Origin of the sequence: Aneurinibacillus sp. XH2 (genome assembly GCF_001439585.2) — a bacterium.
Taxonomy (GTDB): Bacteria; Bacillota; Bacilli; order Aneurinibacillales; family Aneurinibacillaceae; genus Aneurinibacillus; species Aneurinibacillus thermoaerophilus.
Genome location: NZ_CP014140.1, coordinates 3262836 through 3283253 on the forward strand (window position 1 = coordinate 3262836; position 20418 = coordinate 3283253).

Sequence of the window (20418 nt, forward strand, 5' to 3'; positions counted from 1 at the left end):
GCAGGGATTTTTTCCCTGCCCTTTTCTTTTCTTCAATCCCTCGAGATAAATCAACGATTTTGCGTACTTTCACCATGTGCAACCGCCTCTTGTTCCACTTTTTTCTGCAGCGCAAGATGCGTAATAAATTCAAAGATGACATTCGAAGCCGCGTTGGCCGTAATCTGTCCATGATCAAACGATGGAAGCACTTCTACCAGATCAAACGCGACAAAATTCAATCCTTCCAACCCCCGTACCAATTGAAGCGCCTCCGTCGTTGTTGCTCCGGCTACTTCCGGCGTTCCTGTTCCCGGCGCGTATGCCGGGTCAATGAAATCAATGTCAAACGATAAGAAAAGCGGGCCGTGTCCCGCACGTTTGCGGATGCGTTCGATGACTGCTGGAATGCCCATCTCTTGCACTTCATGCATTTCTACAACATCGAAGCCCATGTTGCGCGCATCGTCCAAATCTTCCGGCGCATAAAGCCCACCACGCATACCGACCTGAATACAGCGATTCATATCAAGCAAACCTTCCTCATATGCGCGCCGGAATGGTGTGCCATGATTGTATTTCTTTCCGAAATAAGAATCCCATGTGTCGCTATGCGCATCAAAATGCACCAGGCCGACAGGTCCATACGCTTTAGCAACCGCGCGCAATTCAGCAAGCGTAATAGAATGATCCCCGCCAATTGTAATCGGCACGACGCCTTTTTCAAGAATCGGCAACAAGCCTTCTTCAATCTTTTTATAAGATTCCTCGATGTATCCTGGTACGACCGGCAGATCTCCATAGTCGACGCCAGATAAATAATCGAATACATTGATTTTCCTCACTGGATTATATGGACGTAATAAAATAGAAAAGTCACGCACAGCCCCAGGGCCAAAACGTGCTCCAGCCCGGAATGAAGCACCCGTGTCAAACGGCGCGCCAAGCACAACGAAATCCACGTCTTCTGTCGTTTGAACATAAGGCAGACGCATAAACGTACGCACGCCGCAAAAACGTGGAGATTCGAATGAATTTGCCGGTTCATATTTTTTTGTCATGACGTATCCCCTCCAGCTTTCTTATGCATATGTTCACATCTTCGCTTTATTCTCATAAGCAAATCTCATACCAACTATATATTTCCTTGTAAAAACCGGGGATACGTCAAATTCCTCTCCCAATCTTCCTTGCGTTTGATTCATTTTTGAATAGACGTGCCCTTATCCCTTATTTTTCTATACTTCTGCAACCGACGTACGACGGATGGCTGACTGATTCCCAACCGCTTCGCCATTTCATGCGTAGTCCGACATTCTTTGTACGCCTGCATAATTATCTTCTCTTCCACTTCTTCGAGAATATCTTTCAGCTTACGAGCAGGAAAAGATACTGGGATTTCTGCCGCCTCCGCTTCCTTACGCAATGCCTCCGGAAGATGCTCAATTGAAATCACGGGCTCCTCTGTTGTCACCACCAACCGTTCTATCACGTTTTCCACTTCGCGTACATTGCCGGGCCAGCCATAATTCAGCAACGCTTGAACAGCCGATTCATCCACCCTTTTTTCCAATCCGTATTTTTTAGAAAACTTCGCAAGAAAAATACGAATAAGCGGGAGAATGTCTTCCGGCCGTTGACGCAGTGGCGCAATTTCAATCGGTATAACATTCAGCCGAAAGTACAAATCTTGCCGGAATTTCCCTTCGCGTACCATCTCCGCTAAGTCCCGATTCGTGGCAGCAATCAGACGAAAGTCAACTTGCTTTGAGCGTGTGTCGCCTACAGGTGTAATTTTTTTCTCCTGGATGACCTTGAGCAACTTCGCCTGCAACGCGAGCGGCATCTCTCCTATTTCATCCAGAAACAACGTGCCTTTGTCAGCCAATTCAATAATACCAGGCTTTCCGCTCTTGCTGGCGCCGGTAAATGAGCCGGAAGCATAACCGAACAATTCTGATTCCAAAAGCCCTTCTGGAATCGCACCACAATTTATTTCGATAAAAGGCTGTGCTTTACGCTCGCTTTTTCTGTGAATCGCTTTAGCAATCACGTTTTTGCCAACTCCAGATTCCCCAAGCAGCAATACAGTCGTATCCACCTTAGCAACACGTTGCACAAGTGTAATGACGCGTTTCATCTGTGGACTTTCAGCAATGACGCCGGGGATGCGTGTTTCCTTTTCGCGCAATTCTTCAAGTTCGCTTTCATAACGCTTAACTTGCTCCGTCAACTTCTCAAAGCTTTCCTTTAGCGCCATAATTTCAGTCATATCGTGAGAATAGCTGACAACACGCACAAGCTGTTTTTGTTTATCAAACACCGGATAACCAGTAGCCATAACAACTTTACCTGTTTTCGTATGCTGAATAAGCTGCTGTTTTTGTTTTGTTTCCAGTACACGCCGGGTAACAGAAGGACTGAAAATTCCTACCTTCTCCAATTGTTCCGTGCTCTTTCCATACAACTCTTCCGGTGCAATGCCGTATATTTCACGACAATTATCGCTAACTCGTAATATATTTCCTTCTCCGTCCGCAATGACAATATTATCTGTCGATGTCTCGATAATGGCTTTTAGTTCCATCAAAACATCATCCAGCTTCTCTTTGTTCTCTCGCATCTATCCATCACTTCCTCAAAACACTCATAAAACATTGTGCCTTTATTATATTATATTTACACATTCCGACGAATTGATTTAATCATGAATTACTATCAATCATTTTTATTCAAAAATGAATTAAAACAAGCCAAAGTAAATGAAGCAAATACAAAAGGGCTCTATTTCCTAAAGGAACAGAGCCCTTTCATCATTTCCTCTATTTTATCCACTCAAGGAATGTCTTTTCATCAATCACTTGAATCCCTAGCTCATTCGCTTTCCCCAGTTTGGAACCGGCCGCCTCCCCGGCGACAACAAGGTCCGTCCTCTTGCTGACACTGCCGGATACTTTTCCACCGCGCGCCTCGATCATATGCTGTGCCTCTTTACGCGTCACGCTGGCAAGCGTGCCCGTCAGCACGACCGTTTTGCCCGCAAACGGCGAATCAGCGTCCACTTCTTCCGGACGCAGGCCCTTATATTCCATATTCACTCCCGCCTCACGCAGGCGTTCAATTGTCTCTACCACTTCCGGCTTGGCAAAATACTTTACAATGCTTTCCGCCATTTTTGTCCCGATTTCATGAACGGTGACAATCTCTTCTTCGGTCGCATTCTGCAACGCTTCCATTGTGCCAAAGTGCTGTGCCAGCAAGCGGGCGGCTTTTTCACCGACGAAACGAATACCTAAGCCAAATAACAAACGCTCCAAAGAATTATTTTTGCTCGCTTCGATAGCATTTAACATATTATCGACCGATTTTTCACCCATCCGCTCTAGCTTCAGCAACTCTTCACGATCCAGATAATAAAGATCGGCCACGCTTCGCACCAATCCTTTTTCATAAAGCTGGGTCACGACTTTCTCACCGACACCGTCAATATTCATCGCATTACGAGATACAAAATGGATAATCCCCTCGCGGATTTGCGCCGGACACTGCGGGTTAATACAGCGAAGTGCCACTTCTTCATCAAGGCGCACCAGTTCGCTATCACATGCCGGGCAATGCGTCGGCATATGGTACGGCTGCTCATCTCCAGTCCGCTTATCGACTTTAACCTCCACAATTTCAGGAATAATATCGCCCGCTTTTTTTACGACAACATGATCGCCAATCATAATGCCTTTCTCGCGAATAATATCTTCATTATGAAGGGAAGCTCGCTGTACTGTTGTTCCAGCAAGCTGCACCGGATCAAGAATGGCCGTCGGCGTTATCGCACCCGTACGCCCGACAGTGACTTCGATGTCACGCAGAATCGTAATCGCTTCTTCTGCCGGAAACTTGTACGCGATCGCCCAGCGCGGACTTTTCGCCGTATAGCCCAGCTCCTCTTGATAGGCGAGGCGATCCACTTTAACAACCATTCCATCAATGTCATATGGAAGTTCGCCTCGCTTCTCAGTCCAGCCTTCGATAAAAGAAATGACCTCCTCAATCCCTTCACAAACACGGCGCTCAGGATTCACTTTAAATCCAAGTTCCTCCAGCATGGAAAGCGAGCCGCTGTGAGTATCTACCGGCAATGTGTCTTCTCCTACCACCGAGTAGAGGAAAATATCGAGCGAACGGGATGCAGCAATCTTCGGATCCAACTGGCGCAAAGAACCTGCTGCCGCGTTGCGCGGGTTGGCGAACAATAGCTCTTCACGCATGGCGCGTTCTTTGTTCAAACGTTCAAATGCGCGACGCGGCATGAACGCCTCACCGCGAACTTCGATAGTAAGCGGCTTTTTTAACACAAGCGGCAGCGAGCGAATGGTGCGCAGATTCTGTGTAATGTCTTCGCCTGTCCGCCCGTCGCCGCGCGTTGCGCCGCGCACGAAACGTCCGTTTTCATAGCGGAGCGACACGGCCAACCCGTCGATTTTCAACTCGCATATATAGCCAATCGGCCCCTCTACGCCCAGCCCTTGGCGGACACGGCGATCAAAATCGCGCAAGTCCTGTTCATCAAACGCATTGCTGAGACTAAGCATAGGAATGCTATGTTCCACTTTTTCGAAGGATTCGAGCGGAGCACCGCCCACCCGCTGTGTTGGAGAGTCAGGTGTTAAAAGCTCGGGAAATTCTGTTTCAATATGAATTAACTCCTGCATCAACTGATCGTACTCATAGTCAGAGATTTCCGGGTTATCTTTCACATAATAATAATAATTATGCTGTTCGATGATTTTGCGCAGCTCTTTTACTCGTTGAATCGCTTCATTTCGATCCATACACTTTCCCTCTCTTAAAAATAATAAATTTTCCTCACACCTTCTCAATCGGCGCAAACTTAGCCAGCAACTTTTTCAAACCGATCGGATTTGGAAACGCGATGGTCAATTCCAGATCCTGGCCGCTTCCTTTCGTAGATACCACTGTGCCGATCCCCCATTTGCTGTGTTGGACTTTATCTCCAGCTTTCCAGTCAAGCGTCACATTGACGCTGCGCTCCGCTTGCACTGTTCCGTTCTGTGACTGCACACGCATTGGGACAACGCCATGCCGCTGCGGCTGTGCCGACCGATGATCCGTCCGGCCATAGCGGGAAGCTATCCGTTCCTGCACCATGCCCTCCATCTGCAACAAATGTTCCGGAATTTCTTCAATAAAACGGGAGGGCGCATTCATTTTCGTTTGACCATATAATGTACGCATAAGCGCCCGCGTCAAAAACAATTCTTCCTCCGCACGCGTAATACCTACGTACGCGAGACGACGTTCTTCTTCCATTTCTGCTTCTTCCAACAGCGCACGCGAATGCGGAAAAATCCCTTCTTCCATGCCAACGAGGAACACAATTGGAAATTCCAATCCTTTCGCGCTATGTAATGTCATCATGACAACGGCATTGCCGCGGTCTTCTTCCGTTTCGTCCAGCCTGTCAATATCCGCTACCAGAGCCAAATCGGTAAGAAATGCGACAAGTGATTTATCGTCGTTTGTCCGCTCGAATTCCATGGTAACAGACAAGAATTCGTCAATGTTTTCGAGCCGGCTGCGCGCTTCAAGCGTACCTTCCCGGATAAGCTCTTCGCGATACTCCGTACGTTTGAGCACTTCTTCCACAAGCTCGGTTACGCTTAAAAACTCCTGCATGCTTTCCAATTCAGCAATCAGACGGGAGAATTTCGTCACTGCGTCAGCCAAACGCGCACTTAATCCGACTTGTTCCACTTCCTGAATCGCCCTGTACATCGAAATTCCCTGTTGCGCCGCATATGCCGCGATTTTCTCAACCGTTCCCGCACCAATGCCACGTTTAGGTACATTGATAATACGAGTAAGGCTTAAATCATCATCCGGATTGGAAATAACGCGCAAGTAAGCAAGCATATCCTTGATTTCTTTGCGATCATAGAACTTTGTGCCGCCGACAATATTGTACGGAATGCCTGACTTTACGAACACTTCCTCAATCACGCGGGACTGGGCATTCGTTCGATATAAAATTGCGATATTACGGTACTGACGGCCGCGGCGGACTGCTTTTTGGATTTCTTCAACAATATAATAAGCTTCTGAATGCTCGCTATCTGCCGTATAGTAGCGGATGGGAGCGCCTTCCGGATTCTCGGTCCACAGGTTTTTCGGTTTCCGTCCTATATTGTTACTGATGACTTTGTTGGCGGCCTCTAGAATTTTCTTGGTAGAACGATAATTTTGCTCCAACAGGATGGTACGCGCGTTCGGGTAGTCTTTTTCAAAATTCAGGATGTTGGTAATATCGGCACCGCGCCAGCGGTAAATTGATTGGTCGGAATCGCCAACAACGCAAATATTCTTGTATCCCTCCGCCAGCATTTTCACCAGAATATACTGCGCCCGGTTCGTATCTTGATACTCATCTACATGGATATATCTGAATTTTTTCTGGTAAAACGCAAGTACTTCCGGCACTTCTTCAAAAAGCTGAATGGTTTTCATGATCAGATCGTCAAAATCAAGCGAATTATTGCTTTTCAACTTTTTTTGATACAGGCTATATACTTGCTGGGCCACCTGTTCAACAGGTCCCATGACCATCCCGGCATACTGCTCGGGTGTTTTCAGTTCATTTTTCGCATTGCTGATAAAACCAAGCACCGCGCGCGGATCGTACTTTTTCGGATCAATATTAAGCTCTTTCTGACACTGCTTAACAACCGATACCTGATCACTGGTATCCAGAATCGTAAAATTACGGTTGTAACCGATCCGGTCAATATCACGGCGCAGCATTCGTACACACATCGAGTGAAATGTTGAAATCCAAATATCTTCCGCATCCGATCCGGCAATCGCCGAAATCCGCTCTTTCATTTCACGTGCCGCTTTATTCGTAAATGTAATCGCCAAGATACTCCAAGGTGCTACGTTTTTTTCCTTTAACAAATACGCAATGCGCTGAGTCAGTACGCGCGTCTTGCCGCTGCCTGCGCCAGCCAAAAGCAAAAGCGGGCCTTCCGTCGCCAGCACCGCTTCTTTCTGCTGCGGGTTTAACCCCTGCAACACATCTTCACGATTTATAAACAAGGCGAATGACTCCTTTCCCAAGCAAACGTTTCCCTGTCATTATAACAAACAGTCCTCCATGCAATCACCTATACAGATGCTCTTTACTACCTTAATATTTTACCTTTTGTTTTATGGTGAGAGGATAGAAAAGAAAACAAAAAGATTAGCCAAAAATGTTGACTTTTTGCTTAAAAAGTGTAAATTTACACTATAAGGATTATTTTTCATCTCATTTTGAAAGGAGTTTTCTATGAATGAGCAACATCCCCCTCATTTTTCTCGCGAAACGTTTGACAGAATGATTTCCGAGAAGCTGCGTCTCATTCGCACGGAAGCCCGCCTCACGCAAGAACAAATGGCCGATATTATCGGCCTTTCCAAAAAAACGCTTGTACAGGTGGAAAAAGAGCGAAAAACATTAGGCTTCACCGCCGCTTCGCTCGTCGGCATTTTATTTCGCAATAGCGAAATCGTTCAGGCAATGTTCGGTGAATCTGTGGTCGAGATTATAGAACTCGTTGCTTTTCAAGGCATCGAACAAGAACCGTCGGATGCCAAGCTAGAGTGGATTCAACGTGCCAAGACAAAAGCCCGTTATAAGACGATGGGGAAACGTGTCTGGTGGAAAGATGAAAAAGTTGGAGAAACGTATTTGCTTCAATCTCACATCTTAACCGGACATCTTCGTATTATCGATCGCGCAGATGTACTGCATTATTACAGTATGAATCTAGACGAAGCGAAAACAAAATTCTATGAATTAGAAAGCACAACAAGCAAAGAGTAATTATGGGAGAGAAGGTGTTAGACTTATGAAAAAACGAAAACGAGGGTGGGCCACGTGGCTTCTTTTCACCGTCATTATTATCTGCTTTTTTAGCAGCGGTCTGTTCCCCGTTTCAGTACGCGCCGACTCGACTGCCGCACCGGTAGTCAGCATAAAAGTGAATGTTGGTTTTAACAATACGTACAAATGGGATACCATCGTGCCTGTCCGGGTTACCGTCACCAACCAGACCGATGCCCCTATCAATGGAAATATTGAATTAGATATGCGTACCAATCATACATTTGTGGGTACATACTCAAAGCCTTTATCCTTGAAAAAAGGGGAAAGCAAACATGTGACGTTTCGGGTACATGCACAATTCAGCTATTTTAAAAATAACCCGTCATATGTTAAATGGGTACAAAACGGCAAAACACTTGTCAAACACCCGATGGCCCCGAACAACATCCCAAATGATAGTATTTTTGTCGGTATACTGGCGAATGAAGCGGTGACCACGCATCTGCTTCGTACCCAACCACCGGAAAAAGCAAATGCACCATCCATTCATGTACAGCCGCTTACTCTGGAGGACATTCCAGCAGATACGCTGCGGAACAGCGGCCTGAATGCCCTGCTGATCGACAAAGAAGAAATGGCGCGTCTAAATGAACAGCAAAAGAAAACCGTAAAAGATTGGGCAGCACAAGGTGGACAATTGTTTACTGTTGATCAAACAAGCGGGAAAGGACTTTGGGAAACAATCGGCAAAAAAGCGGAAAACGATACAAGTTCATGGAATGGCACATACATGGCCTCCCAACTGAGCGATGCCGCAACCTACATGCCCGAATTTAAATTGCCGGACGTTTCGCTTGCCGCTTTACTGTTCGCTGCCTACATCATCATCATTGGTCCTGTCCTATTTTATATCATGAAAAGACGAAACGCCCGGGAATGGAATTGGCTCTTCATTCCGGCGCTTTCAATCATTGCGGCATTGGCAACCTATGGATACGGCAAGTGGCAATACGGCAACAAAGTACACCTGCAAAATGTCAGTTTGATTGAAGTAAACAACGACGGAAGCGCCGATATTAGGAGTGGCAGCGCATTTTTTGCACCGCATAGCGGGGACTACAGCCTGCGCTTCCCAAAAGGTATAACCGTGTTTCCATTAAAAGATAGGGAAAGAGGAAATCCAAGAAGCAACACCCGCATTCTCCTGCAAACAGACCATACGGAAGCACAATTCACAAATACGGCATTTTGGTCGCTGCGCCAAGCATTTTCCGAACAACATCAAGAAGGGATCGGAACATTCGCAGCAACGCTAACAACGCAAAATAACCGGATTACCGGTACGATTCGCAATCATACAAACTACGCATTACGCAATGTCTGCATCGTTTATAAAGATGGCGTGCAGACAATCCCTGCGCTTGCGCCCGGCGATTCCATTCAGGTCAATGTCCCGATTCGCAGCGTTGATACGCCAAGAAGCTTTCTCAAATCAGATTTTGCCAAAGCGCTGCTACCTGCTTCTCTCGATGTAGAGAAGAGAAATTATACACGTTCACCGGAAGCACGCCTGATCGAATCCATTTATCATGATATTGGAGAACAAGGGATTTATCTCATCGGCTGGACCGACCAGCATCCATTAAAAAACGAAGTCATCAATGAATCTTATCAGCTTTCGCAATTATCGGTTGTAAAAGCGAAAATAGGAGAGCTAAAAGAAACGGGAGGCGTAAAATGATCGAAGTAAAAGATTTATACAAAAAATTCGGCCGTACCGTTGCTTTACAGGGAATCACCCTTGAGATTAAAAAAGGACAAATTTACGGTTTTGTAGGGCCGAACGGAGCCGGAAAAACAACGGTCATGTCCATTCTGGCCACGCTGCTTACCCCGACGAGCGGTACGGCAAAAGTCGGCGGCTACGATTGCGTAAAACATCCGCGGGAAGTTCGCCGTCTCATCGGCTATATGCCTGACTTTTTCGGTGTATACGACAATTTAACGGCTTATGAGTATCTGGACTTTTACGGGGCGAGTTACGGTTTATCGCCCAAAGAAAGACAACAGGCAATTCCGCAAATGCTGGAGCTTGTGCAACTAACACATAAAACGGATGAATATGTCGATATGTTGTCTCGCGGGATGAAACAACGTCTGGGACTCGCCAGATGCCTGATCCATGATCCGGAAGTCATCATTCTTGACGAGCCTGCTTCCGGGCTTGATCCACGCTCCCGGATTGAAATGCGGGAAATTTTAAAAGTGCTGCGGGAAACCGGAAAAACGATTTTAATTAGTTCGCATATTCTGCCCGAACTGGCGGAGATGTGTGACACCATCGGCATTATCGAATCCGGCAAACTGGTTGCTACAGGTAAGGTGGAAGAAATTTATCGGAAAATGCGAGCACAAAGATTATTAAAAATTCGGGTGCTGGATAAATGGGAACCGCTCTTGGCCCGTTTGCGCTCCGCCCCTGAAGTCTCTAATGCGGTGCGGGAAGATGACCATATTATTATAAGCTTTAACGGCTCTGATTCCGAGCAAGCAGCCCTGTTGCAAACCTTGCTTATAGAGAAATATCCAATCATTGCATTTAGCGAAATGGAAGGAAATTTAGAAGACATATTCCTGGAAATTACGAAAGGGGTGGGCTCATGAACCTTCTACAACTCTTCACTAATCCCGTACTAGGTAAAGAGTTCCGCATACGTATGCGTTCTGGCAAAACACCATGGATCATCAGCCTTTATTTGGCGGCGCTTGCGCTTGTCGTGTTCAGTATTATGTATTTTAAAGAAAAAGAAGCTTACTCTTCTACTAATTACTTCGAAATTTTTATGTGCTTATCCATATTACAATACGGGCTGATTATTTTCGTTACACCCGGATTAACGGCGGGTGTGATCAGTGGAGAACGTGAGCGCCAAACATTGTCGCTTCTACTGACAACTAATTTATCGCCTTTGCAAATCATTATTGGCAAATGGCTTTCGGCGCTTAGCTTTATCCTTTTACTTATTTTCGCTTCGCTTCCGTTATACAGTATTGTGTTTTTGTTCGGGGGAATTGATCCACAACAATGGCTGAAAATATTCGGTGTATACATGATCACGATATTGGCTATCGGTTCTGTGGGCGTATGCGTATCCACACTCGTAAAACGCACCGGCGCTGCATCTGTGACAACATACGCCATCGTGTTCGCATATACCGCTTTGCTGTTTTTTATCAATGCGATGCTTTATGACATCATCAACATAGATTTAGCTGAAAAGATGATTCCTGATGACTCATTTCCGCCTCTTAACTCTCATCCGTTGTACGGCTGGCTACATGCACTAAGCTGCATCAATCCGGCGAATATTGTGGTGATGGTCTTTATGAATGAGAAATCAATCTTTGGCAACGGAGCCTCGCAAATGAGCGACCCTTACTGGTGGTTTATTTTGTATTACGGTCTCATTACGATCATCATGCTTGCACTGGCTGTATTTTTCTTCCGGAGGGTTCAAATTAAGTAAACGATGATGAATTCGTTATGTTCATTGAAAAGAAGAAGAGAAAACGTTATATTTATTGACTACTAAAAAAGTAAGGTGCTAAAAATGGGCTATGAGAGAATGTTACTAAAACAATGTCGTAGCGGTGATAAAGAGAGATTTCGCTTACTGGTCGGGCCTTACTTACAGCGAGCATATACAACATCACTCGTTATTTTAGGCAGACAACAGCTGGCAGAAGAAGTCGTGCGAAATGCGCTGATCGAGACATATACACGCATTAGGAACGAAGAAAGGATCGACAACTTTAAAGGGTGGTTTCATCATGTACTCGCCCGTTGTATACTGGGTATTTCGCAACAACAAGCGGAATGGAAAAGGTGTGAGCATGTCGCTCCGTCTACAATCAGTGCTGACGGCATTTTGCCAATTGATACACTGCCTCAAGGAGAATCAAAGCAACAGTTTCTGTATTCGGTTATGTCCCTGGACACGGGGCTGCGAATCATAATCATGCTGTTCTACTACCAAGAGTTAAGTGCCCAAGAGATTGCTTCGCTATTAAACATAAAAGAAGAAATCATTAAATCCAGATTATACATGGCACGGTTGAAACTAAGCAACATCATTTACTGTTCATGCCCAGCATCCAAAACATGTTCTTAACAAGATTGATCACGCCGTATGGACGGATTAAGTAGCATACAGGGTGAAAACAATCATACCTGTATAAGAAAACTCTCACCTTCTTCCCGGCCCATTTTACCTTCAGCAAAGCCGTTCAAAAAGCGGAAACAAGCAATGGACTCTCTCCATCATGGAACGGTTCAGAGTTTGGTCTATTCTGCTTGAAGAACGGCTTTGTGCTCAAATATGCTGCGCTCGCCTACTTCTGCTTCTTCACCGCCTGTACGGTCAGAAGCGCCTGTTCAAGATTCTCGTAAATAATATTGCCGACAATAATCGTATCCGCCCACTGTGCCATTTCCGCTGCTTGTTCCGCGCTTCGGATACCGCCGCCGTAAAAAATGCGGCTGTTCTGTACCACCTTCTGCGCCGCTCGCACTTGCTCCACGTCACCATATATTCCGCTGTATTCAATATAAAAAATCGGGAGCTTTAGCATCTGATCCGCAAGACGCGCATACGCTTTCATCTCTTCTTGAGCAATATTCGTCCGACTTTCTGTCAGCCGTGCGACCGCTGAATCCGGATTACAAACAATATACCCCTCGACAAACACTTCATCCCATTTAATAAACGGCCCATGCTCTTTCAGTCCCTCAATATAAGCGTTAAAAATCCACTCCGGGTTCTGCGCGTTTAATACAAGCGGCACAAAGTACGCGTCAAACCCCGGGACAATCGCTTCTACATTCGATACTTCAAGCGCGCAGGGTACTGCGTACCGCCGAATACGGCTAAGCAAGTCAATCGTATTATCGAACGTCACATTGGTTGTTCCACCAACAATAATCGCGTCTGTTCCTGATTCGCAGACCATCTCTAATTCTTCATCACCAATAAGTTTATCGGGATCAAGTTTAAACACGTGTTTCCATGTTTGGATATTCAAGATATGTATCCTCCTCCATGCTTTCATGCTTGTTATTATAATTCAAATAAGACGAAAGAAAAAAGAAAAGCCTCCTGAACTAAAATTCAGAAGGCTTATTTCTCTTTTTTGTTCTTCTTTTTGCTTAATCGATCCAGCACGGCCATATATCCGCCATTACCATAATTCAGGCAACGTTTTACACGGGAAATGGTCGCCGTGCTTGCGCCTGTCTCTTCTTCAATCTGGCTGTATGTTTGTTTTTCGCGCAACATTCGTGCCACTTCAAGGCGCTGCGCCATCGATTTCATTTCGTTTACCGTACACAAATCATCGAAAAACAAAAAGCAATCTTCCATCGTCTCCAGCGAGAGAATTGCTTCAAATAATTGTTCAAGCTCTTTTCCCTTGATTTTATCTAACTGCACCGACTTTCCCTCCGTTTCCGGCACATGTACTCTTTACATAAGTACCACTTTACTTTTTTCAAGAAGTAAAGCAAACGCTATTTTTATAATATGTAATTCTCTACGCTTTGACAAGAAAAAACGGTCACATTCAAATATATAGCACAGCCTTAAAAATTTCAAAAATTCTTCCTATCTTTACCTACCAAAATATGACGATATATTAAATATATAGCACTTTTACCATTTCGACATTCAATTTAACATAACACGCGAGAAGTCCCCTTCCTCCACGCCTCCGGCGTAGGTGGGGAATGAATCGCGCTTCTTTTTCTCTTCCATTCGTTGCGTACTAGGAATGTACGTTCGTAGTGAAAAAGAAGGTGATTCGAATGATTCGAACCGCAAAAGTCGCTTTTACCGCATCCCGCTCTACCATAGATGCCCTGTTTGCCTTACATCGCTTCTCGGCAGAAGTGTGGAATACGTGCTTGGCTGAAGCGAAAGTCTACCACCAGCAAACCGGGCAGTGGATCGGTAAAACCGAACTACAAAAACGCTTGAAGCGTCGTTTCCCGATGCACAGCCAGAGTATACAAGCTGTGTGCCACAAATATCTTTGGGCGCGAGATAGCGCACATCAGGCCCGAAAGGAAGGGCACACGAACGTCCGCTATCCATATAAGCAAAAGAAGTATTTCAACACAAAGTGGGCGGCGGACGGTTTTACCATTCATCCCAACGTACGCATTTCGTTGAGTCGCGGCATCTGGGAAGGCAAGCGTCAAGCACCGAACCCGCCGGGTTCGCATACATGCGCCATTGACCCGGGTGAAATTCATACGCTTGCGGCCGTCGCAACAACTGGAGACAGTCTCATTGTGACCGGACGAAAAATCCGAAGCATTCACCGCCTGCGTAACAAGAAGCTTGCAGAGCTTCAGCGAAAAATGAGCAAGTGCCAGAAATACAGCCTTCAGTGGAAGCGATACAATCGAGCCAAACAATATCTTCTTTCTAAAAGTAAACGCCAGTTACAGGATGCCTTGCACAAAACGACGAAACAGTTTGTCGAATGGGTGGTCGCCCAGCAAGTGAACGAAGTCTACCTTGGAGACGTCGAAGGCGTCCAGCGAAAGAAGAAAAAGAAACGTTCTCGCTGCCACAATCAGCGAATGAGCCAGTGGCAGGTTGGGAAAGTAAAGAAGTACCCAACGTACAAACTGAAGGCGGAAGGCATCATGCTCCATAAGCGCAAGGAACGCTATACATCGCAAACCTGTCCGGTTTGCGGGGCGAAAAAGAACGTGCGTGGGCGTATGTATCGCTGTTCGTGCGGCTATACCCAACATCGGGACATTCACGGTGCGGCGAATCTACTGTCCAAAGTGTTGTATGAAAACCGGATTCAGTCCTTGCCGTTTGAAATTCAGAAACCCACGTATCTACGGATCGCCTAAGCGAGAAGTAGTAGATGGTTTGTTCCGACCCACGCCCGTAAGGGTGTGTTGCTGAATGATTCCCCTCGCAGACGGCACGTGTCTGTGAGATCAGCGACAACCCGTTGATCGCCTGTTCTGCCGAGGTGGATCGTTCAGAAACCCCCACTTCAACCTATGGTAAGTGGGAGAGGTTCATTATTGAAAGAGGAGAGATATGTTTGAAAAGTATTAAAGGAAAATTGCTACTTTCTTTTACGATGATTTTTTTGTTATTTGCAACCGTTTTAGCCTTTGTTCTGCTGCAAATCAGCCAAAATACGAAAAATATTCAGCACATGGAAACCAAAACATTGCCGATAGCTTTAAAAGCCGATGACATGAAATTATCCGTTGTGCAAGTTCAGCAATGGCTCACCGATATTAGCGTTACGAAAGCCGCAAAAGGTTTGGATGACGGTTTCGATAAAGCCGAAGAATATGCTAAACAATTTGAAAAAACGCTCGGAGAAATGCGCTCCTTTTATCCGGAACAGGAGCAAAGATTACAAGAAATTCAGATGTCGTTCAACGAATATTACAATATGGGAAAAAAAATGGCGCATGACTACATTCAAGGTGGCACAGCAAAAGGAAACGAAACAATGGGCGAGTTTGACGCATATGCCGAAAGCATTAACGAAAAGGTAGACAAGTTTCGTGCGGAAGCCCTGCAAAACATTCGCGCTGTCGTTAAACAACTGGATGATGAGATTTCATTTTTGAAAACGGTCTTGCTTATCTCTTCATCAATCGTGCTCCTTCTTTCCATCGTAATCGCTTTGAAAATAAGCCGTGCCATTACTTTGCCTCTATCCCAGCTTTTGACGGGAACACAGCAAATTGCACACGGAAACCTGACCGATAAAGTCATTGTGCATACTAAAGATGAAATCGGGCAACTTGGAGCCGCTTTTGAACAAATGAGGCTAAAGCTGTTGGCACTCGTCAAGGATATGCAAACCCTATCATCTGATTTAAACGCAAGCAGCCATGAATTATCAGCTTCCGCAAATCAAAGCGGTGAAGCTTCCCAACGGATTGCCACTATCATTAACGAAGTGGCGGATGGAACAAACCGTCAAGCCGACGCGACTTCCATCATTCTTGAGAAAATGGAACAGGCAATGGAGGAAACAAAAGAAGGACATGAGCAAGTGAAAAAGACGATGGAACATGCCTTAGAAGCAACAAACGCCGCCCACGAAGGAAACCGTTCTATTCATGAAGCGATTCATCATCTTAACGTTGTATGCGATACGATTTCTTCAGCGACTGAATCCATTCAAAAGTTAGAACGTCGTTCGGAAGAAATCGGAGGAATTATTACAACGATTACCGACATCTCCAGCCAAACCAATCTTTTGGCGTTAAATGCGGCGGTTGAAGCAGCACGGGCAGGTGAACATGGCAAAGGATTCGCGGTAGTAGCGGATGAAGTACATAAACTTGCCGAGGAATCAAATATAGCTGCCAAAAAAATAACCGAAATGATTCGCGATATTCAGGCGGAAACAGCCATTACCATTCGTACAATGGAAAGTAATTTCAGTGCTATAGAAAAGCAAGTTGATATCATCAAATATGGTGGAAAATCATTGGACATCATTGTCTCCAAAGTTGGAGCGACAGAAAACAATATTAAAAAAATCGAGCAGATCTTTCACAGATTAGAAAGCAATACACAAGAGATTTTGCAATCGTTGCAAGAAATCGCCACCATTGCTCAAGCGTCAGCAGCAGCCGCTCAAGAAGTAGCTTCTTCAGCGGAAGAGCAGTCGGCGACCGTTGAAGAAGTGGCGGCAAATTCTTCTTCGTTAGCTCATATGTCTGAAACACTGGAGAAAGAGATGAGCAAATTTATCATAACGAAAAAGTAAACAATAGAAATCCTCTGGTCATGAATAGATCCACCACGTTAACCAAACGGGTGGATCTATTCACTTTCTTATTCAAACGTCATATGTTCAGAGAAGGACGGGGTTGTTGGTACAACATTGACCCAGGTCGTACCGGGATACAGCGGTACTTCTACACCATTTTGATAGGCGCGAATCGCCCCATCTTTCCGCTCCCAGGTAATTTTTATCGCCTTGCCGCGCTGAAACAGATAACCTTCTCCTGGCCCTTCCGTATCAATTTCCAGGCGACCTTCGCCGTCCAATACACGATGGTGCGCCGCAATGACCAGCACATTGGTCGCAAGCAATTGCTTGCCTGTCTCTTTATCCAGATGAGGTTTGCCTGCGGTAAACCGCTTGTACTGTTTTGTGGCCGGATCGTATTCGTACCCCGCTGTATTCCTTTTGGAATAGCGAATGCTGATTTTCGTTCCTGGCTCTCCCTCTACCGATTCATCTTCCTTTTTAAATAAGAAAACTGGAATATCTCCCCCGAGGTTGTAGCCTTTTTCTTCTGCTCCTTTACGCAGCTTTTCAATGTTTGTATATAAATTGTGCGGCGCTTTGCGTGATTTATCACGCCAGTAAGCTTTTGGATATGTGTAAATTTCATCCATATCAGCATAATCGCCACTGCGAAGCACGCTGAGTGCGGCGACGCTGCCTCCGGCATGCGACATAATGGCGTCAAACCCTTGTCCGATTTCAATATTATACGGACGGATACTGCGCACAGGCCCAACTACTTTCGGTGACTTGCTTTGGTAAAACGCCATAAACCGGGTGATAAGCCCTTCTTCCAACATCTCATACACCATATCAGCCTGATCTAATCCGGACTGCGGCCGCGCCTTGGAATGGTTATTCACCATGACCATCACAACGCGATCCTTGTTTTCACTCTCGACGGGAAGACCGGTTAAGGGAGCTACGTACTTGGACACCAATTCAGGAACCGCTCCGGTAGCCGTTTCGATGTTCGGCATATTTTGCTGCCTCTTGTTTTCCAGCTTATCAAGCAGTCCGCAAGCGCTGGTAAAAGACAGGCTCAAAGCAAGCAACGATGCCGCCCATACTTTTTTTCTCATAATAATCCCTCTTCTTTTTATCATTTTCCTATATCTTACCATACTTCTTTAGTATAGCTTTCCTCTAAAATTTATGCCCAAGTACGTAGAATTACAAAAATATATAGAAAGAAAATATGCGGATTTCTTCCTCTATTTAAAAATTCGTGCAACTTTCATCATAAAGGAAGAATCCGCATGTTGTATTAATGTCCGCCTAAATACGCCATCTTCACCTCATCGCTGGCATTCAGTTCGGCTGCTGTGCCTGAAAGAACAACACGGCCCGTTTCGAGAACGTATGCCCGATTGGCTACGGAAAGGGCCATATGCGCATTCTGCTCTACCAGAAGAATGGTTGTGCCTGCTTCATTAATTTCCTGAATAATACGAAAAATGGTTTTTACAAGCAGAGGCGCAAGTCCCATAGATGGCTCATCAAGCAAGAGCAGCTTCGGACGCGCCATCAGCGCCCTGCCCATCGCCAACATTTGCTGTTCTCCGCCGGAAAGCGTGCCCGCCAATTGTTTGCGGCGTTCCAGCAGACGCGGAAACAAATCGTATACTTTCTCAAAATCCTTGCGCATACCATCTTTGTCGCGGCGCAAAAACGCGCCCAGTTCCAAGTTTTCTTCCACTGTCATATTGGCAAACACACGGCGCCCTTCCGGTACGTGGGATATTCCTTGCTTTACAATCGCCTGCGCCTGTTTGCCCGCAATGAATTGGTCAAGATATACAATATTGCCCTGCCTTGGCTTTAGAAGTCCGGAAATCGTTTTAAGCAACGTACTTTTTCCCGCTCCGTTCGCCCCGATAAGCGTCACAATTTCCCCCTGATTCACTTCCAATGACACACTTTTCAATGCTTGAATATTTCCATAATATACGTCAATATTGTCTACCTTTAACATTACAAAACCTCCTCGCCGAGATACGCTTCAATCACCTTCGGGTTATTTCGGATCTCCTCCGGCGAGCCATGCGCAATTAATTGTCCATGATCGAGAACATAAATCCGTTCGCACACGCCCATCACAAGCGGCATGTCGTGTTCAATCAACAAGATGGTAAGATTAAACTCTTTGCGAATAAACGCAATCAGCTCCATCAGCTCTTTCGTTTCTTGTGGATTCATCCCCGCCGCCGGTTCATCAAGCAAAAGCAGTTTCGGATGAGCCGCAAGCGCGCGGGCAATTTCCAGACGACGTTGCTGTCCGTACGGCAAATTTTTCGCCATCTCGTCTTTCAGTTTATCAAGCTTAAAAATTTTGAGAAACTCAATCGCTTTCTTCTCCATCTCCCGCTCCCCGGAAAAATGGGAAGGCAAACGGAGAATCGAACTGACAATCGAATGTTTCGCAAGCGAGTGGTAAGCGACCTTGACGTTGTCAAGCACCGACAGATCACCAAACAGACGAATATTCTGAAATGTCCGGCTAATTCCCTTACGGGTGATTTGATATGGTACAAGTCCGTTCAACTTTTCGTCATTTAGAAAAATGTGCCCTTCCGTCGGTACATATACGCCTGTTAAAAGGTTAAAAAATGTTGTTTTTCCAGCTCCATTCGGACCGATAAGTCCAACAAGCTCCCCGTGATACAGTTCCACATTTACACCAGAGACGGCCTTTAGCCCGCCAAATTGAATGCCGACGCTGTCTACTTTAAGCAGCGGTGTGTTTGCCACCTGGTTCTCCTCCTTCGATGCCTGTGCGTTTCTTCTTAAAGAGTTCCGTAATTTCCTTCGTACCCATCAATCCCTGCGGGCGATAAATCATCACAATAATTAAAACCAAACTGTAAATAATCATCCGCGTTTCTGGGTAATCCTGCAAGAAGGTAGACACAATCGTTAATAAAATAGCGGAAATCACCGCGCCCGACATGCTTCCCAAGCCACCTAACACAACAAAAATCAAAATATCAAACGATTTTAAAAAGCCAAAGTTTGTGGGCTGAATGATATAGAAGTTATGTGCATACAATCCACCGGCAATTCCCGCAAAGAAAGAACCCAGGACGAAGGCAATGACCTTGTAGTATGTCGTATTCACTCCCATAGCATCGGCCGCAATTTCATCCTCTCTAACCGAAATGCACGCCCTCCCATGCGTAGAATTCGTAAAGTTGATAATTACGATAATCGTAATCAACAGGCAAACGAATAGCGTGGTCCAATCTGTCATATGGGATACTTGCATCCCACTGGCTCCGCCTACATAATCAATGTTCAAAAAAGTAATTCGAATAATTTCACCAAAGCCTAATGTTGCAATTGCCAAATAATCCCCTTTAAGCCGTAAGCTGGGGATGCCGACAACCAATCCGGCTATAGCCGCTACAATCCCCCCGGCAATTAACGCTACGCTAAATGGCAGCTCTAATTTCATTGTACAAATGGCCGAAATATAAGCACCAACAGCCAAAAAGCCAGCATGCCCGATGGAGAACTGGCCCGTGATACCGATAACCAAGTGAAGACTAACAGCGAGGATAATATTGATACATATAAAGTACAGCGTATTCTCATAAAACGTATTAAGCATAGAAAAAGATATAAGATATTGAATAACTGCATAAAAAGCAATGGCAAGGAGAATGGATAACCAGAAACCTTTCGCTCTCTTCCGTTGCATTTTT

General features: G+C 45.5%; 17 protein-coding genes. 7 read left to right on the plus strand and 10 right to left on the minus strand.

Annotated elements, in window-relative coordinates:
* Nucleotides 1–50 precede the first annotated feature (50 nt).
* The 4 genes from speB to pcrA all read right to left on the minus strand — a co-directional run bounded on the left by speB (nucleotide 51) and on the right by pcrA (nucleotide 7089).
* Complete coding sequence (speB, locus tag ACH33_RS16170) at nucleotides 51–1040, minus strand: agmatinase (protein WP_057899928.1); 990 nt, start codon at nucleotides 1038–1040, stop codon at nucleotides 51–53.
* A 140-nt stretch (nucleotides 1041–1180) separates the two neighbouring features.
* On the minus strand, nucleotides 1181–2602 hold the full coding sequence (locus ACH33_RS16175) for a sigma-54 interaction domain-containing protein (protein WP_057899929.1): 1422 nt from the start codon (nucleotides 2600–2602) through the stop codon (nucleotides 1181–1183).
* A gap of 199 nt (nucleotides 2603–2801) precedes the next feature.
* Nucleotides 2802–4808 (minus strand): NAD-dependent DNA ligase LigA, encoded by a 2007-nt coding sequence (gene ligA, locus ACH33_RS16180; protein WP_057899930.1) that lies wholly within the window; start codon nucleotides 4806–4808, stop codon nucleotides 2802–2804.
* A 34-nt stretch (nucleotides 4809–4842) separates the two neighbouring features.
* Complete coding sequence (pcrA, locus tag ACH33_RS16185) at nucleotides 4843–7089, minus strand: DNA helicase PcrA (RefSeq protein ID WP_057899931.1); 2247 nt, start codon at nucleotides 7087–7089, stop codon at nucleotides 4843–4845.
* 232 nt (nucleotides 7090–7321) lie between these two features.
* Here pcrA and ACH33_RS16190 point away from each other — a divergent pair, with 232 nt between their 5' ends.
* From ACH33_RS16190 to ACH33_RS16210, 5 genes are all read left to right on the plus strand, one after another.
* Entirely contained in the window at nucleotides 7322–7858 is a 537-nt protein-coding gene (locus ACH33_RS16190) for a helix-turn-helix transcriptional regulator (RefSeq protein WP_057899932.1), read from the plus strand.
* 25 nt (nucleotides 7859–7883) lie between these two features.
* Nucleotides 7884–9602: a DUF8725 domain-containing protein gene (locus ACH33_RS16195; RefSeq protein ID WP_057899933.1), complete on the plus strand. Its 1719-nt coding sequence runs from the start codon at nucleotides 7884–7886 to the stop codon at nucleotides 9600–9602.
* Nucleotides 9599–10525: an ABC transporter ATP-binding protein gene (locus ACH33_RS16200; RefSeq protein WP_057899934.1), complete on the plus strand. Its 927-nt coding sequence runs from the start codon at nucleotides 9599–9601 to the stop codon at nucleotides 10523–10525. The genes ACH33_RS16195 and ACH33_RS16200 overlap by 4 nt, the downstream gene beginning before the upstream one ends.
* Nucleotides 10522–11388, plus strand: a complete 867-nt coding sequence (locus ACH33_RS16205; protein WP_057899935.1) for an ABC transporter permease — start codon at nucleotides 10522–10524, stop codon at nucleotides 11386–11388. The genes ACH33_RS16200 and ACH33_RS16205 overlap by 4 nt, the downstream gene beginning before the upstream one ends.
* Nucleotides 11389–11487: 99 nt before the next feature.
* Entirely contained in the window at nucleotides 11488–12033 is a 546-nt protein-coding gene (locus ACH33_RS16210) for an RNA polymerase sigma factor (RefSeq protein WP_162265052.1), read from the plus strand.
* 220 nt (nucleotides 12034–12253) lie between these two features.
* On the opposite strand, the gene ACH33_RS16215 is transcribed toward ACH33_RS16210, so the two are convergent.
* Together ACH33_RS16215 and ACH33_RS16220 are read right to left on the minus strand one after the other, a co-directional pair.
* Nucleotides 12254–12946 carry a heptaprenylglyceryl phosphate synthase gene (locus ACH33_RS16215; protein WP_091261127.1) on the minus strand — a complete coding sequence of 231 codons (693 nt, stop codon included), beginning with the start codon at nucleotides 12944–12946 and terminating at the stop codon, nucleotides 12254–12256.
* A 92-nt stretch (nucleotides 12947–13038) separates the two neighbouring features.
* On the minus strand, nucleotides 13039–13350 hold the full coding sequence (locus ACH33_RS16220; protein ID WP_057899938.1) for a YerC/YecD family TrpR-related protein: 312 nt from the start codon (nucleotides 13348–13350) through the stop codon (nucleotides 13039–13041).
* A 371-nt stretch (nucleotides 13351–13721) separates the two neighbouring features.
* Here ACH33_RS16220 and ACH33_RS16225 point away from each other — a divergent pair, with 371 nt between their 5' ends.
* On the plus strand, nucleotides 13722–14789 hold the full coding sequence (locus ACH33_RS16225) for an RNA-guided endonuclease InsQ/TnpB family protein (protein ID WP_057899939.1): 1068 nt from the start codon (nucleotides 13722–13724) through the stop codon (nucleotides 14787–14789).
* Nucleotides 14790–14989: 200 nt separating this feature from the next.
* Entirely contained in the window at nucleotides 14990–16687 is a 1698-nt protein-coding gene (locus ACH33_RS16230) for a methyl-accepting chemotaxis protein (protein WP_057899940.1), read from the plus strand.
* A gap of 68 nt (nucleotides 16688–16755) precedes the next feature.
* On the opposite strand, the gene ACH33_RS16235 is transcribed toward ACH33_RS16230, so the two are convergent.
* The 4 genes from ACH33_RS16235 to ACH33_RS16250 all read right to left on the minus strand — a co-directional run bounded on the left by ACH33_RS16235 (nucleotide 16756) and on the right by ACH33_RS16250 (nucleotide 20414).
* The gene (locus tag ACH33_RS16235) at nucleotides 16756–17796 is read right to left on the minus strand and encodes a DUF3048 domain-containing protein (protein WP_057899941.1); all 1041 of its coding nucleotides are present in this window, start codon (nucleotides 17794–17796) and stop codon (nucleotides 16756–16758) included.
* 185 nt (nucleotides 17797–17981) lie between these two features.
* Entirely contained in the window at nucleotides 17982–18689 is a 708-nt protein-coding gene (locus ACH33_RS16240; RefSeq protein ID WP_057899942.1) for an ABC transporter ATP-binding protein, read from the minus strand.
* The gene (locus tag ACH33_RS16245; protein WP_057899943.1) at nucleotides 18689–19465 is read right to left on the minus strand and encodes an ABC transporter ATP-binding protein; all 777 of its coding nucleotides are present in this window, start codon (nucleotides 19463–19465) and stop codon (nucleotides 18689–18691) included. The genes ACH33_RS16240 and ACH33_RS16245 overlap by 1 nt, the downstream gene beginning before the upstream one ends.
* A complete protein-coding gene (locus ACH33_RS16250) occupies nucleotides 19443–20414 on the minus strand; it encodes a branched-chain amino acid ABC transporter permease (RefSeq protein ID WP_057899944.1) in 972 nt (323 codons plus the stop codon). The genes ACH33_RS16245 and ACH33_RS16250 overlap by 23 nt, the downstream gene beginning before the upstream one ends.
* Between the last annotated feature and the right edge of the window lie 4 nt (nucleotides 20415–20418).